The organism is Mycetohabitans endofungorum (assembly GCF_037477895.1).
In the GTDB taxonomy this organism is placed as follows: Bacteria; Pseudomonadota; Gammaproteobacteria; order Burkholderiales; family Burkholderiaceae; genus Mycetohabitans.
The window spans coordinates 1,919,338-1,933,829 of the sequence record NZ_CP132744.1 but is presented as its reverse complement, the minus strand read 5'-3'; the positions used below and the strand labels follow the sequence as shown (position 1 = coordinate 1,933,829).

The following is a 14,492-nucleotide window of genomic DNA, read 5'->3' as shown; positions in this document are numbered from 1 at the left end:
CGTGTGCGACATGCGCCGCACCGCAAACCGAAGACACGAATATCAGCGCGATACACGCGCACACCAGCGAGTAGCGTTATGCCCAAGCGGACAGACATCAACAGTATTCTTATCATCGGCGCGGGGCCGATCATCATCGGCCAGGCGTGCGAGTTCGACTATTCCGGCGCGCAGGCGTGCAAGGCACTGCGCGAGGAAGGCTATAAGGTGATCTTGGTCAACAGCAATCCGGCGACGATCATGACCGACCCGGATACGGCCGACGTCACGTACATCGAACCGATCACCTGGGAAGTCGTCGAGACGATCATCGCGAAGGAGCGTCCCGACGCGATCCTGCCGACGATGGGAGGCCAGACCGCGCTGAACTGCGCGCTGGACCTGCATCGGCACGGCGTGCTGGACAAATACGGCGTCGAGTTGATCGGCGCGTCGCCCGCGGCGATCGACAAGGCCGAGGATCGGCAGAAGTTCAAGGAGGCGATGGACCGGATCGGGTTGGGCTCGGCCAAGTCGGGAATTGCGCACTCGTGGGAAGAGGCGCTGAAGGTCCAGGCCGAGATTGCCCAGGCGACCGGTGGCGCGGGCTACCCAGTGGTGATCCGGCCATCGTTCACGCTCGGCGGCTCGGGGGGCGGTATTGCATACAACCGTGTCGAGTTCGAGGAGATCTGTAAGCGCGGCCTAGATTTGTCGCCCACGCGCGAGTTGCTGATCGAGGAATCGCTGCTGGGTTGGAAGGAATTCGAGATGGAGGTTGTGCGTGACCGGCACGACAACTGCATCATTGTCTGCTCGATCGAGAATCTCGATCCGATGGGTATCCATACCGGCGACTCGATCACTGTCGCGCCCGCGCAGACGCTGACCGACAAGGAATACCAATTGATGCGCGACGCGTCGCTTGCAGTGCTGCGCGAGATCGGCGTGGATACGGGCGGCTCGAACGTGCAATTTGCGATCAATCCGCGCGATGGTCGCATGATCGTGATCGAGATGAATCCGCGCGTGTCGCGCTCGTCTGCGCTCGCGTCGAAGGCAACGGGATTCCCGATCGCGAAGGTTGCAGCCAAGCTCGCGGTCGGCTATACGCTGGATGAATTGAAGAACGAGATCACCGGTGGCCAGACGCCGGCCTCGTTCGAGCCGACGATTGACTACGTGGTCACGAAGGTACCGCGCTTTGCGTTCGAGAAATTTCGCGAGGCCGATCCGCACTTGACCACCCAGATGAAGTCCGTCGGCGAGGTGATGGCGATCGGACGCACGTTCCAGGAATCGTTTCAGAAGGCGCTGCGGGGGCTGGAGGTCGGCGTGGACGGACTGGACGAAAAGTCCACGGACCGCGACGAGATTGTCGAGCAGATCGGCACGCCGGGTCCGGACCGGATCTGGTATGTTGGCGATGCATTCCGCGTGGGGTTGTCGCGCGACGAGATCTTCGACGAAACCGGGATTGATCCGTGGTTCCTCGCCCAGATCGAGCAGATCGTGCTGAAGGAAAAAGCGCTCGCCGCACGCTCGCTGGTCAGCCTGTCGCGCGACGAGCTGTTGTACTTGAAGCAGAGCGGCTTCTCGGACCGGCGTCTGGCCAAGCTGACGGGCGCAAGCCCGGCTGAGGTACGCGCGCGTCGCATCGAGTTGAATGTGCGGCCGGTATACAAACGCGTGGACACTTGCGCGGCGGAGTTTGCGACGAAAACCGCTTACATGTACTCGACGTACGAGCAGGAGTGCGAGGCGCAGCCGACGACGAACAAAAAGATTATGGTGCTGGGCGGCGGCCCGAACCGGATTGGCCAGGGCATCGAATTCGACTATTGCTGCGTGCATGCCGCGCTGGCGATGCGCGAGGACGGCTACGAGACGATCATGGTCAACTGCAATCCGGAAACGGTATCGACCGACTATGACACGTCGGATCGGCTTTATTTCGAGCCGCTGACGCTGGAGGACGTGCTCGAGATCGTCGACAAGGAAAAGCCGCTCGGCGTGATCGTGCAATACGGCGGCCAGACGCCGTTGAAGCTTGCGCTGGATCTGGAGGCCAATGGTGTGCCGATCGTGGGTACATCGCCGGACATGATCGATGCGGCCGAGGACCGCGAGCGCTTCCAGAAGCTGTTGCAATCGCTCGGCCTGCGTCAGCCGCCGAATCGGACCGCTCGCACCGAGGACGAAGCACTGCAGCTAGCCGGCGAGATCGGCTATCCGCTTGTCGTGCGTCCCTCCTACGTGCTGGGCGGCCGCGCGATGGAGATCGTGCATGCGCCGCGTGACCTGGAACGCTATATGCGCGAAGCGGTCAAGGTCTCGAACGATTCGCCGGTGTTGCTGGATCGGTTCCTGAATGACGCGATCGAATGTGATGTTGATTGCATTTGTGACGGCAGTGCGGTCTTCATTGGCGGTGTCATGGAGCATATTGAGCAGGCGGGCGTGCACTCTGGAGATTCTGCCTGCTCGCTGCCACCTTATTCGCTGTCGGCTGCGACCGTGACCGAACTCAAGCGGCAGACCGCGGCGATGGCGCGGGCGCTGAACGTGATCGGGCTGATGAACGTACAGTTCGCCATCCAGCAGGTGCCGCAGGCCAACGGTACGCTCGGCGATGTGATCTACGTGCTGGAAGTCAATCCGCGCGCGTCACGCACGGTGCCGTACGTATCGAAGGCGACTGGGCTGCAACTGGCCAAGATCGCCGCGCGCGCGATGGTCGGACAGACGCTGGTCGCGCAGCGGGTGACACAGGAGGTTGAGCCGCCTTACTTCAGCGTGAAGGAGGCGGTGTTCCCGTTCATCAAGTTCCCGGCTGTCGATCCGGTGCTGGGACCAGAGATGCGTTCGACCGGTGAAGTGATGGGCGTTGGACGCACGTTCGGCGAGGCGCTGTTCAAGTCGCAACTAGCTGCCGGCTCGCGGCTGCCCGCTTCGGGCACCGTGCTGCTGACCGTGATGGACGCGGATAAGCCCAAGGCCGTCGAGTTAGCGCGCATGCTGCATGAGCTAGGCTATCCCTTGGTCGCGACGAAGGGAACGGCCATGGCGATTGCGGCTGCAGGTGTGCCGGTCAAAGTCGTCAATAAGGTCAAGGACGGTCGGCCGCATATCGTCGACATGATCAAGAACGGCGAAATCGCGCTCGTATTCACGACTGTCGATGAAACCCGGACAGCGATCGCTGATTCGCGCTCGATTCGCATGAGCGCGCAGGCGAACAAGGTGACGTACTACACGACGATGTCCGGTGCGCGCGCTGCAGTCGAAGGCCTGCGCTATTTGAAAAACCTTGAGGTCTATGATTTACAAGGGCTTCATGCTCGCCTAAACTGATTGTCGATCCGGCGGCGTGCTTGCGCAGATGAGGTAAGATGCGTTTGTACCCGTCGGTGGTACCCGAAGTAGCCCTATGAGCCGCGGTTGAGCGGTATCCCGAAATGGGATGCGATCAACCGCGGTAATTTTTTTAACCCTGAGCCTGTTATGAGCACTATTCCACTGACGAAGCGCGGTGCTGACCAACTGCGTGACGAATTGCAACGACTGAAGTCGGTCGAGCGTCCGTCGGTGATCCACGCGATCGCCGAGGCGCGTGCACAAGGTGATTTATCGGAAAACGCCGAGTACGATGCCGCGAAGGAGAAGCAGGCGTTTATCGAGGGCCGCATCGCTGAACTCGAATCGAAATTGTCGGCCGCGCAAATTATCGATCCGAAGGCGGTCGATGCGGACGGGCGCATCGTATTCGGCGCCACCGTCGATCTCGAGGATCTCGATTCGGGTGACAAGGTCACCTACCAAATCGTCGGAGACGACGAGGCGGATCTCGAACATGGGCTGATTTCAGTCAGTTCGCCAATTGCTCGCGCGTTGATTGGCAAGTTCGAGGGCGATGTGGCGGCGGTGCAAGCGCCCAGCGGCGTGCGTGAGTACGAGATCATCACGGTACGTTACGAGTAAAATGTCATGCTCCTAATGATTGCGCCATTCGAACGATGATTGCACAGCGCCTGTTCCGCCTGCTCGCGATGCTGTGGGTCGGCAGTCTCGTCAGCATCGGCTACCTGGCTGCGCCGACCCTGTTTGCGTCGCTCGATCGCACGAGTGCGGGCATGGTCGCCGCCTCGCTGTTCCACACGCAGGCGGTGATCGGCGTGGTGGCTGGTATCGTGCTGCTCGGGTGCGCGCACGCGTTTGTTAAACGCGGCGACCGGGCGTACCGGGGCGCGCGCTGGGTGATCATCGCGATGCTGGTATGCGTGCTGGTCGGCTATTTCGCGCTGCAGCCGTTCATGAACGAATTGCGCGTCGCGGCGCAGCAAGCCGGGACGGATGTCGGAGATTCCGCCTATGCGGCGCGCTTTGGTGCTTTGCACTTCGCATCCAGCGCCATCTACCTGGTGCAAAGCCTGCTCGGCCTCGTACTGGTGTGGCGCTTGCCGGTCGCCACGCGGTCAATGTTCTGAGCGATCGCCCGCCGCCATCACGGTGCGCTCGCCGTGCAGGCTGTGTGCAATCGCATGCCGTCAAGCGTCGCGCGTGGACGCCCGGGATTCGGTAGCAGGTCGGTGGTGCCTATTTGTTAGACTGGTGCTGGCGCTTCGGACTTGTCTGTCGCTTTTTCGCCTTTTTGACATTGCCGCCAGCGGTGACGCGTTCATTGCCGAGCACCTTGACCAATTGCGGCTTTGGGCGCCGTATCGTGCTGGACGGTTTTACAACTTTGACGACACGTGGCGCGGCACCGGCCGTCGACGTGTCGCGGCGCGCGGCGCAGCGGGCGGTGCCGGCGCTCGGCACGTCGGCGTTGCGCTGCGGCACGGCGCGGCGAGCCTGGACCGTGCGGGGGGCGCGCGAGGCTGTGCCGCGCGGGGCGCTGGCAGCAGTATCGTCGCGTCGTGGTCTCCAAATTACCAGCAATTTGCCGATATGTTGAATAGGCGCCGCCGACAGACGGTCACAGATCGTGTCGTAAAGCGCCGCGCGCTCGTCGCGCTCGTCGCCAAACACGCGGATCTTAATCAACTCATGCGCGTTCAGGTGCACGTCGATCTCGTTGAGCACCGCGTCGGTCAATCCATCTGCGCCGATCAAGACGACTGGCTTCAGCGGATGGGCTTGCGAGCGCAGCGCGCTACGCTCGGCGTAGGAAAGGGTAAGGGCAGGCATGGGGGTAATCCGGCAAGCAGGGCAGCAGCCAACGCGGCCGCAAAAGACGCTTATTATCCGCCAAAAGAGCCGTCACCGTGTCGCTCGGGCCACATTTAAACTCTTTTATGGCAAAAAACCGTTTCAATCAATCGTGGTTACATGACCACCTCAATGATCCGTACGTCAAACTCGCGCAGCGCGACGGATATCGGGCACGCGCGGCGTACAAGCTCAAGGAAATCGACGAACAGGACAAGCTGATCCGGCCCGGACAGGTGATCGTCGACCTGGGCGCCGCACCGGGAAGCTGGAGTCAATACGCGCGCAACAAGCTGGCAGCCAGCCCCCACCGTGCCGGCGGCGGCATTGACGGCATGATCATTGCGCTGGATATGCTGCCGATGGAGCCGATCGCCGACGTGACGTTCATCCAGGGCGATTTCCGCGATGATGCGATACTGGCGCAGCTGGAGGCGGCCGTCGATGGCCGCGCGGTAGACCTTGTCATTTCCGACATGGCCCCCAACCTGTCAGGTGTCGCGGTGGCGGATGCGGCGCGGATCGAGCACGTGTGCGATTTGGCGCTCGAATTTGCGCAGGATCACTTGACACCACAGGGAGCGCTGTTGGTTAAGTGTTTTCATGGCAGCGGCTACAGTCAGATCGTCGAGCGGTTCAAACACCAGTTCAAGACCGTGGCGGCGCGCAAGCCGAAGGCCTCGCGCGACAAATCATCGGAAACGTTTATTCTCGGTCGGGTGCTGAAGCATCCGCGGGCGTGAATGCAGGAACATTGGTTCGGTAGCGTACTGTTTCGGCATTGCGCGCCGAAACGCGCAAAACGCGTGGGTTTTTTCAAGTTTTTCGCTATCCGCCCGAGAATCAATCGCTCTGGCAGGGGGAAGCGGACTGGATTAGAATGCCCAAAGGTGGTTGGCTTTCTGGCGGGAAGTCGGATGCCGCCCTATATGAGTGAAGGAGTGGTGCGTTGAACAACAACATGTTTTCCAAGGCGGCAGTGTGGCTTGTCATCGCACTGGTGCTGTTTACGGTGTTCAAGCAGTTCGACAAGCCCCGCGTCCAGGAAGGCGTCACGTATTCGCAGTTCATGGACGACGCGAAGAATGGCAAGGTCAAGAACGTCATCGTCCAGGGCCGCAACCTCACCGTTACTCCTGCGGACGGCCAAAAATATCAGATTGTGTCGCCCGGCGACATCTGGATGGTCGGTGACCTGATGAAGTATGGCGTGCAGGTCAGTGGCAAGGCCGATGATGAACCGAACGCGCTGGTGTCCGCGCTGTACTACCTCGGCCCGACGATCTTGATCATCGGGTTTTGGTTTTACATGATGCGACAGATGCAAGGCGGCGGCAAAGGCGGGGCGTTTTCGTTCGGCAAGTCGCGTGCGCGGCTCATCGATGAAAACAACAATGCGGTGAATTTTACCGACGTTGCGGGCTGCGATGAGGCGAAGGAGGAAGTGACCGAGCTAGTCGATTTCCTGCGCGATCCGCAGAAATTTCAGAAGCTCGGCGGCCGTATTCCGCGCGGTGTGCTGCTCGTCGGACCGCCGGGGACCGGCAAGACGTTGCTTGCGCGTGCGATCGCCGGTGAAGCGAAGGTGCCGTTCTTCAGTATTTCGGGTTCGGACTTCGTTGAAATGTTCGTCGGCGTGGGCGCAGCCCGTGTACGCGATATGTTCGAACAGGCGAAGAAGCACGCACCCTGTATCGTGTTCATCGACGAAATCGACGCGGTCGGCCGCCATCGCGGCGCCGGCATGGGCGGCGGCAACGACGAGCGCGAACAGACGCTGAACCAGATGCTGGTCGAGATGGACGGTTTCGAGGCCAATTCGGGCGTGATCGTCATTGCCGCGACCAATCGCTCCGACGTGCTCGACAAAGCACTGCTGCGTCCCGGACGTTTCGACCGTCAGGTCTACGTTGGTTTGCCGGACATCCGCGGACGCGAGCAGATCCTGAAGGTCCATCTGCGCAAAGTGCCGATTTCAAACGATGTCGATGCGTCAGTGGTGGCGCGCGGCACGCCAGGCTTTTCCGGCGCGGACCTCGCGAATCTGGTGAACGAGGCGGCGCTGTTCGCCGCGCGTCGCGGCAAGCGCATTGTCGAGATGCAGGATTTCGAGGATGCCAAGGACAAGATCTTCATGGGCCCGGAGCGCAAGTCAGCCGTGATGCGCGAAGAGGAGCGTCGCAATACCGCGTATCACGAGTCGGGCCATGCAGTCGTCGCGAAGCTGCTGCCGCACGCCGATCCCGTTCACAAGGTGACGATTATGCCGCGCGGCTGGGCGCTGGGCGTCACGTGGCAGTTGCCCGAGCATGATCGCGTCAACCTGTACCGCGACAAGATGCTCGAGGAGATCGCGATCCTGTTTGGCGGCCGCGCTGCCGAGGAAGTCTTCTTGAATTCAATGTCGACCGGCGCGTCCAATGACTTTGAACGGGCGACCAAAATGGCCCGCGACATGGTGACGCGCTACGGCATGTCCGACGTGCTTGGGACGATGGTCTATATCGATACTGAGCAGGACGGCATGTTCGGCCGGATGTCGTCGCGCTCGGTGTCCGAGGCGACGCAACAGAAGGTCGACGCGGAGATTCGCCGCATCCTCGACGAGCAATATGCGCTGGCGCGCACGCTGCTGGAGGATAACCGCGAAAAGGTCGAGGCGATGGTCAAGGCGCTGCTCGAATGGGAGACGATCGACGCCGACCAGATCAATGACATTATGTCTGGCAATGATCCGCGTCCGCCAAAGAACCTGCCCCCGCCGTCCGGCGACGCGCCGAGCGGCGGCACAGGAGGCGGCGCCGAGGTGAAGCCCGCGCCGGGCGCGACCGCCCCCGCGTAAAACCGCAACCGTTTCCCCGCCAAGGGCTGGTGCTGGTGCACCAGCCCTTTGTCATTTATTTTCTCTCGGGTATGCCTATTCGATGTCGAGTACTCCTAGCACAACCGGCCCGGCCGCCGGCACGACGTTGCAATGTGGCCGCTTCAGGCTTACGCTAGCGCGGCCCCTAGTGATGGGCATTTTGAACGTGACGCCAGATTCGTTCTCCGATGGCGGACATTTCGTTGGCTATGATGCCGCGCGTGCGCGCGCCCAGCAGATGATCGACGAGGGGGCGGACCTGATCGACATCGGCGGCGAATCGACGCGGCCTGGCGCACCGCCGGTCTCGCTGGACGAGGAACTGACGCGGGTGCTGCCTTTGATCGACGCGTTGCGCGATACGGGCGTGCCGATCTCGGTCGATACGTACAAGCCCGAAGTGATGCGCGCCGCGCTCGACGCCGGCGCGGACTTGATCAACGATATCTGGGGCCTGCGTCAGCCCGGCGCGCTCGATGCGGTGCGCGACACGCGTTGCGGGCTGTGTGTAATGCATATGCAAGGCGAGCCCGGTACGATGCAACGCGAGCCGCAGTACCGCGATGTCGTCGCGGAGGTTCGCGACTTTCTCGACGAGCGGATCCGGTCACTGGAGCGCGCCGGGATCGCCGCGGACCGGCTCTGTGTCGATCCGGGCTTCGGTTTTGGCAAGACGGCCGAGCACAATTTCACGCTGCTGCGTGAGCTGCCGCACGCCGTGCCCGCCGGCGTGCCAACTCTTGTGGGGCTGTCGCGTAAGTCGATGATCGGCGTGGCCACGGGTCGCAGCATGCCGCAGCAGCGGATGGCCGGCAGCCTGGCCGGCATGCTGGCGGCGGTCGATCGAGGCGCGGCGATTGTGCGCGTGCACGATGTCGCGCCGACGGTCGATGCATTGAAGGTTTGGCAGGCGATGCGGGCACGACCGTGGTGCGATGCCCAGTCTGTGCACGGCTAGAACGATAAACAGCAACCGAGGCGACGCACGTTGCGGCGTGCGCGGCGCACACCGGTGGACGCGTCGCACAGTACGAAAAAGAGGAGTTCAACATGAGTCGTCGTTATTTCGGCACGGATGGTATCCGCGGCAAGGTGGGCGAGCCGCCGATCACGCCGGATTTCGTGCTGCGGCTCGGCTATGCGGCAGGCAAGGTGTTAGCCGGCGCGGACACCCCGGGCAGCGGGCGGCCGACCGTATTAATCGGCAAGGACACGCGGGTTTCGGGCTATATGCTCGAGGCGGCGTTGGAAGCGGGATTTTCGGCGGCCGGCATCGACGTGATGCTGGCTGGCCCGATGCCCACGCCAGGCATCGCGTATCTGACGCGCGCGCTGCGCCTGGCCGCCGGCGTCGTGATCAGCGCGTCGCACAACCCTTATTACGACAACGGTATCAAGTTCTTTTCGGGCCACGGCAACAAGCTGCCCGACGAGGTCGAGCATGCGATCGAGGACCAGCTCGAGCAACCGATGGCGTGTGCGCCGTCCGAGCGGCTCGGCAAGGCGCGGCGTCTGGATGACGCGGCAGGACGGTATATCGAGTTCTGCAAGGGCACGTTTCCGGCCGCATTCGACCTGCGTGGACTGAAGCTCGTCGTCGATTGTGCGAACGGCGCGGCATATCAGGTCGCGCCGCACGTGTTCCACGAGCTGGGAGCCGAGGTCGTGTCGATCGGTGTTGCCCCGAATGGATTCAATATCAATGACGGGGTGGGTGCGACTGCACCTGACACGCTGGTGGCGGCCGTGCGCGCCAATCATGCCGATCTGGGCATCGCGCTGGACGGCGACGCGGACCGGTTGCAGGTCGTCGACGCGTCCGGCCGCCTGTATAACGGCGATGAGCTACTGTACGTGCTCGTGAAGGACCGCATTGTCACACACGGATCGGTACCGGGCGCGGTCGGCACGCTAATGACGAACCTAGCGGTGGAGGTCGCGCTACAGCAGCTTGGCGTCGAATTCGTGCGTGCCGCGGTAGGCGATCGCTATATCTTGGAGCAACTGCGCGAACGGGGTTGGCAACTCGGCGCCGAAGGCTCCGGCCACATCCTGTCGCTGGACCGCCATACGACCGGCGACGGCATCGTATCGGCGCTGCTCGTGCTCGCCGCGATCAAACGTAGCGGCCAAACGCTAGCTCAACTGCTTGGCAGGCTGACATTGTTTCCACAGACGCTGGTCAACGTGCGGATGACGCCGGGTGCCGATTGGAAAGGCAGTACCGCGATTCGCGAAGCTGTCGCGCAGGCCGAGCGCGCATTGGGCCCGTGCGGCCGAGTGCTGATCCGCGCGTCCGGCACCGAACCGGTGCTGCGCGTGATGGTCGAAGCGCAGCGGGCGGATGAGGCAAGCGGCCACGCGCAAGCCATTGCCGAAGTCGCGCGCGCGGCGACCGCGGGGTGAGCTGGGCGCCGGCGCGGTAAAAAAATAATGTGACGGTCACAGTTGATTCACCGAATGTCACATGACTGTCACATACGCCGCCTAAGCTTCGCGATGTCTCAAGTGCGCTCACCCTTGGAGGTCTCATGAAATCGATGCACACCGCGATCGCCGGCGTTGTCGGCGCCCTCTTTGCCTGGTCTGTGCAGGCTGCCGATATCACCGGCGCGGGCAGCACGTTCGCGGCGCCGATTTATACGAAGTGGGCCGATGCCTATCGAAAGTCGGGCGGCGGCAAGGTCAACTACCAGGGTATCGGATCGTCCGGCGGCATCAAGCAGATCATCGCGAAGACGGTCGACTTCGCCGGCTCGGACGCACCGCTGAAGGACGATGTGCTCGCCAAGGATGGCCTGTTCCAATTCCCGACCGTGGTCGGCGGCGTGGTGCCGGTGATCAACGTGCCGGGTATCAGGGCCGGCGAATTGGTGCTGTCCGGCGAAGTGCTGGGCGATCTCTACCTGGGCAAGATCAAGAAGTGGAATGACCCGGCGATCGCCGCGCTCAATCCGAAGGTGAGGCTGCCGGATACTGATGTCGCCGTGGTGCGTCGCGCCGACGGGTCGGGCACGAGCTTCATTTGGACGAACTACCTGTCGAAGGTGAATGCCGAGTGGAGGTCGAAGGTCGGCGAAGGCACGACGGTGAATTGGCCGGTGGGCACCGGCGGCAAAGGCAATGACGGTGTGGCCGCGTTCGTGCAGCGCCTGCCTGGCTCGATCGGCTACGTCGAATGGGCCTATGCGAAGCAAAACCATATGACCTACACTGCGCTGAAGAACCCGGCTGGCACGGTCGTCGAGCCGAAGACCGAAACGTTCAAAGCCGCGGCCGCCGGCGCCAACTGGAAGAAATCCTTCTACCAGATCCTGACGAACCAGCCGGGCAAGCAAGCCTGGCCGGTGGTCGGCGCGACGTTCGTGCTGCTGCACGCCGCGCAGGACAAGCCCGAGCAAGGCAAGGAGACGCTCAAGTTCTTCGATTGGGCATTCAAAAACGGCACGCAGGCTGCGAACGAACTGGACTACATCTCGCTGCCGGAATCGGTTATCAGTGAAATTCGCATGCAGTGGAAGTCGAAGGTGAAGGACGGCGCGGGCAAGGCGCTTGCCGGGTAACCGACATCCCGTGTCGGCGCGGCGGGCGCAACCGCTTCGTGCCGCGCTGGCGCGTGGTGCTTTGACGACAACCGGCTACGCGCGCGTTGCGCCGCGTGGTCTGTTAAGAGGCATCATGGCCGACGTTCAGACTGCATCCGGCTCGGGCGGCAACCGTGCAATGAAAGTGCCGGGCCGCACAGGTGATATCGTCTTCGGTGAGCTGGCGCGGCTTGCCGCGATCGTGACCTTGCTGATGCTTGGCGGGATCATCGTTTCGCTAATCATCTCGTCCCTGCCGACCCTCCGAAAGTTTGGCTTTTCGTTCCTGTGGCGCGCTGATTGGGATCCACCCTCCGATCAATTCGGTGCGCTGGTGCCGATCTACGGCACGATCGCCACATCGCTGATCGCCCTGATCATCGCGGTACCGGTCAGCTTCGGCATTGCGCTGTTCCTGACCGAACTCTCACCTGCCTGGCTGCGGCGCCCGTTGGGCATCGCGATCGAGCTGCTGGCCGCGATCCCGTCCATTGTCTACGGCATGTGGGGTCTGTTGATGTTCGCGCCGATCTTTGCGAGCGGGTTCCAGAAGCCGCTGCAAACCGTGCTCGGTTCAATGCCGCTAGTCGGCGCGCTGGTGGCCGGCCCGCCGGTGGGCATCGGCATCCTGGCCGCCGGCGTTATCCTCGCGATCATGACCATCCCGTATATCTCTGCGGTCATGCGCGACGTGTTCGAAGCGACCCCGGTCCTGCTAAAGGAGTCCGCGTACGGCATTGGCTGTACGACCTGGGAAGTCATGTGGAAAATCGTGCTGCCGTTTACGAAGACCGGTGTAATCGGCGGCATCATGCTCGGCTTAGGCCGTGCGCTCGGCGAGACCATGGCGGTCACGTTCGTGATCGGCAACACCAATCTGCTGTCCGGTGCTTCGTTGTTCGCTCCGGGCAACAGCATCACGTCGGCGTTGGCCAATGAATTCGCTGAGGCCCAGCCCGGGCTGCATACGGCAGCATTGATGGAGCTGGGGCTGATCCTGTTCTTGATTACCTTCATCGTGCTTGCTTTGTCCAAGTTGATGTTGTTGCGTCTGGAAAAAGGGGAGGGCGCACGATGAGCCGACTCGTACATTCTCGTGCTTCGGATCTCGTGTCGCCGGGTAGCACGAACGCCCAGGATGCGACGCGTATCCGGTTGCAGGCGCGTCGCCGTCGTACCAACGCAATCGCGTTGACCCTGTCGTTGCTGGCCATGGCCTTTGGCCTGGTGTGGTTAGTGTGGATCTTGTTCACGACGCTGCGCCTGGGCGTCGATGGACTGTCGCTGACGCTGTTCACCGAATCGACGCCGCCACCGAATACGGACGGCGGTGGACTGGCCAACGCGATCGTCGGCAGCCTTGTACTGGTGGCGTTGGCTACGCTGTTCGGCACGCCGATCGGCATTCTGGCCGGCGTCTATCTGGCCGAGTACGGTCAATCCAACCTGCTAGCCGGCACGACGCGTTTCATCAACGACATCCTGTTGTCCGCGCCGTCTATTGTCGTTGGCCTGTTCGTCTACGCGCTGGTGGTCGCTCACATGGGGCACTTCAGTGGCTGGGCCGGTGTGGTGGCGCTTGCGTTGTTGCAGATCCCGATCGTGATCCGTACCACGGAGAATATGCTGAAGCTGGTACCCAATGCGCTGCGCGAGGCGGCATTCGCCCTCGGCACGCCGAAGTGGAAAATGGTGATATCGATCACGTTGAAGGCGTCGGTGGCGGGCATCACGACGGGCGTGCTGCTGGCGCTCGCGCGTATTGCTGGCGAAACCGCCCCCCTGCTGTTCACCGCGCTATCGAATCAGTTCTTCAGCCTGAACCTGAATCAGCCGATCGCGAACCTGCCCTATACGATCTTCAAGTTCGCGATGAGTCCGTTCCCGCAGTGGCAATCGCTCGCGTGGGCAGGCGTGTTCCTGATGACGCTGAGTGTGCTGGGCCTGAACATTTTGGCCCGCGCGTTGTTTTCGAAGTAAGCGACGGAAGACTACCCATGAACATGGCTGAGCGCCACCTCGACCCTTCTCGTACCGGTGCCAACACGCCGATTCCGCTCGATCCGGCCAAAAGCGGCGCCCGCGTGCTGGTACAGCCAAAGATCGAGGTGAAAAACCTGAACTTTTTCTATGGTAAATATCATGCGTTGAAGAACATCAATCTGAGCATTCCCGAGAAACAGGTCACTGCCTTCATCGGCCCATCCGGTTGTGGCAAATCCACGCTGCTGCGCACGTTCAACAAGATGTTTGCGCTGTATCCAGAGCAACGCGCCGAGGGCGAGATCTTGATGGACGGCGAGAACCTGCTCGCGACCACCCGCGACATCTCGTTGCTGCGTGCGCGGGTCGGCATGGTGTTCCAGAAACCGACGCCGTTTCCGATGTCGATCTACGACAACATCGCGTTTGGCGTGCGGATGTTCGAGACTTTGTCGCGCTCGGAAATGGATGACCGTGTTGAATGGGCCCTGACCAAGGCCGCGCTGTGGACCGAAGTGAAGGACAAACTGCAGCAAAGCGGCTATGGGTTGTCCGGCGGCCAGCAGCAGCGGCTGTGCATCGCGCGTGGCATTGCGATCCGTCCCGAAGTGCTGCTGTTGGACGAGCCGTGCTCGGCGCTCGATCCGATCTCGACCGGCCGCATCGAGGAGTTGATTGCTGAACTGAAGGGCGACTATACGGTGGTCATCGTCACGCACAACATGCAGCAGGCGGCGCGCTGTTCGGACTACACTGCCTATATGTACCTGGGCGAGCTGATCGAGTTTGGGGGCACCGAGAAAATTTTTATCAAGCCGGTGCGCAAGGAAACAGAAGACTACATTACGGGTCGCTTCGGTTAATCGAGCAGA

Annotated in this window: 12 protein-coding genes; 11 read left to right on the top strand and 1 reads right to left on the bottom strand. The window is 61.9% G+C overall.

Annotated elements, in window-relative coordinates:
- The first annotated feature begins 78 nt into the window (after positions 1–78).
- From carB to RA167_RS08370, 3 genes are all read left to right on the top strand, one after another.
- Positions 79–3,333 carry a carbamoyl-phosphate synthase large subunit gene (gene carB / locus RA167_RS08380; RefSeq protein WP_076785194.1) on the top strand — a complete coding sequence of 1,085 codons (3,255 nt, stop codon included), beginning with the start codon at positions 79–81 and terminating at the stop codon, positions 3,331–3,333.
- Between the two features lie 150 nt (positions 3,334–3,483).
- Positions 3,484–3,960: a transcription elongation factor GreA gene (gene greA / locus RA167_RS08375; RefSeq protein WP_076785193.1), complete on the top strand. Its 477-nt coding sequence runs from the start codon at positions 3,484–3,486 to the stop codon at positions 3,958–3,960.
- Positions 3,961–3,998: 38 nt separating this feature from the next.
- Entirely contained in the window at positions 3,999–4,466 is a 468-nt protein-coding gene (locus RA167_RS08370) for a DUF4149 domain-containing protein (RefSeq protein WP_237574234.1), read from the top strand.
- 109 nt (positions 4,467–4,575) lie between these two features.
- Here RA167_RS08370 and RA167_RS08365 read toward each other — a convergent pair whose 3' ends face one another.
- Positions 4,576–5,169 carry a YhbY family RNA-binding protein gene (locus RA167_RS08365; protein ID WP_076785191.1) on the bottom strand — a complete coding sequence of 198 codons (594 nt, stop codon included), beginning with the start codon at positions 5,167–5,169 and terminating at the stop codon, positions 4,576–4,578.
- Positions 5,170–5,276: 107 nt separating this feature from the next.
- Here RA167_RS08365 and RA167_RS08360 point away from each other — a divergent pair, with 107 nt between their 5' ends.
- The 8 genes from RA167_RS08360 to pstB all read left to right on the top strand — a co-directional run bounded on the left by RA167_RS08360 (position 5,277) and on the right by pstB (position 14,483).
- Positions 5,277–5,933: an RlmE family RNA methyltransferase gene (locus tag RA167_RS08360; protein WP_076785190.1), complete on the top strand. Its 657-nt coding sequence runs from the start codon at positions 5,277–5,279 to the stop codon at positions 5,931–5,933.
- Positions 5,934–6,139: 206 nt separating this feature from the next.
- Positions 6,140–8,032 carry an ATP-dependent zinc metalloprotease FtsH gene (ftsH, locus tag RA167_RS08355; protein WP_076785189.1) on the top strand — a complete coding sequence of 631 codons (1,893 nt, stop codon included), beginning with the start codon at positions 6,140–6,142 and terminating at the stop codon, positions 8,030–8,032.
- Between the two features lie 82 nt (positions 8,033–8,114).
- Positions 8,115–9,011 (top strand): dihydropteroate synthase, encoded by an 897-nt coding sequence (gene folP / locus RA167_RS08350; protein WP_076785188.1) that lies wholly within the window; start codon positions 8,115–8,117, stop codon positions 9,009–9,011.
- 92 nt (positions 9,012–9,103) lie between these two features.
- Complete coding sequence (gene glmM / locus RA167_RS08345) at positions 9,104–10,459, top strand: phosphoglucosamine mutase (protein WP_076785187.1); 1,356 nt, start codon at positions 9,104–9,106, stop codon at positions 10,457–10,459.
- Positions 10,460–10,584: 125 nt separating this feature from the next.
- Complete coding sequence (gene pstS, locus RA167_RS08340) at positions 10,585–11,616, top strand: phosphate ABC transporter substrate-binding protein PstS (protein WP_076785186.1); 1,032 nt, start codon at positions 10,585–10,587, stop codon at positions 11,614–11,616.
- Positions 11,617–11,731: 115 nt separating this feature from the next.
- Positions 11,732–12,715 (top strand): phosphate ABC transporter permease PstC, encoded by a 984-nt coding sequence (gene pstC, locus RA167_RS08335; protein WP_076787284.1) that lies wholly within the window; start codon positions 11,732–11,734, stop codon positions 12,713–12,715.
- Entirely contained in the window at positions 12,712–13,617 is a 906-nt protein-coding gene (gene pstA, locus RA167_RS08330) for a phosphate ABC transporter permease PstA (RefSeq protein WP_175972401.1), read from the top strand. Before pstC ends, pstA begins: the two co-directional genes overlap by 4 nt.
- A 23-nt stretch (positions 13,618–13,640) precedes the next feature.
- Positions 13,641–14,483 (top strand): phosphate ABC transporter ATP-binding protein PstB, encoded by an 843-nt coding sequence (gene pstB / locus RA167_RS08325; RefSeq protein WP_170872472.1) that lies wholly within the window; start codon positions 13,641–13,643, stop codon positions 14,481–14,483.
- The last annotated feature ends 9 nt before the right edge of the window (positions 14,484–14,492 follow it).

Coding starts and splice junctions, on each gene's coding strand:
- pstA (WP_175972401.1), top strand. CDS start 12,712: ATGAGCCGACTCGTACATTCTCGTGCTTCGGATCTCGTGTCGCCGGGT.
- pstB (WP_170872472.1), top strand. CDS start 13,641: ATGGCTGAGCGCCACCTCGACCCTTCTCGTACCGGTGCCAACACGCCG.
- pstC (WP_076787284.1), top strand. CDS start 11,732: ATGGCCGACGTTCAGACTGCATCCGGCTCGGGCGGCAACCGTGCAATG.
- pstS (WP_076785186.1), top strand. CDS start 10,585: ATGAAATCGATGCACACCGCGATCGCCGGCGTTGTCGGCGCCCTCTTT.
- carB (WP_076785194.1), top strand. CDS start 79: ATGCCCAAGCGGACAGACATCAACAGTATTCTTATCATCGGCGCGGGG.
- glmM (WP_076785187.1), top strand. CDS start 9,104: ATGAGTCGTCGTTATTTCGGCACGGATGGTATCCGCGGCAAGGTGGGC.
- RA167_RS08360 (WP_076785190.1), top strand. CDS start 5,277: ATGGCAAAAAACCGTTTCAATCAATCGTGGTTACATGACCACCTCAAT.
- greA (WP_076785193.1), top strand. CDS start 3,484: ATGAGCACTATTCCACTGACGAAGCGCGGTGCTGACCAACTGCGTGAC.
- RA167_RS08365 (WP_076785191.1), bottom strand. CDS start 5,169: ATGCCTGCCCTTACCCTTTCCTACGCCGAGCGTAGCGCGCTGCGCTCG.
- folP (WP_076785188.1), top strand. CDS start 8,115: ATGTCGAGTACTCCTAGCACAACCGGCCCGGCCGCCGGCACGACGTTG.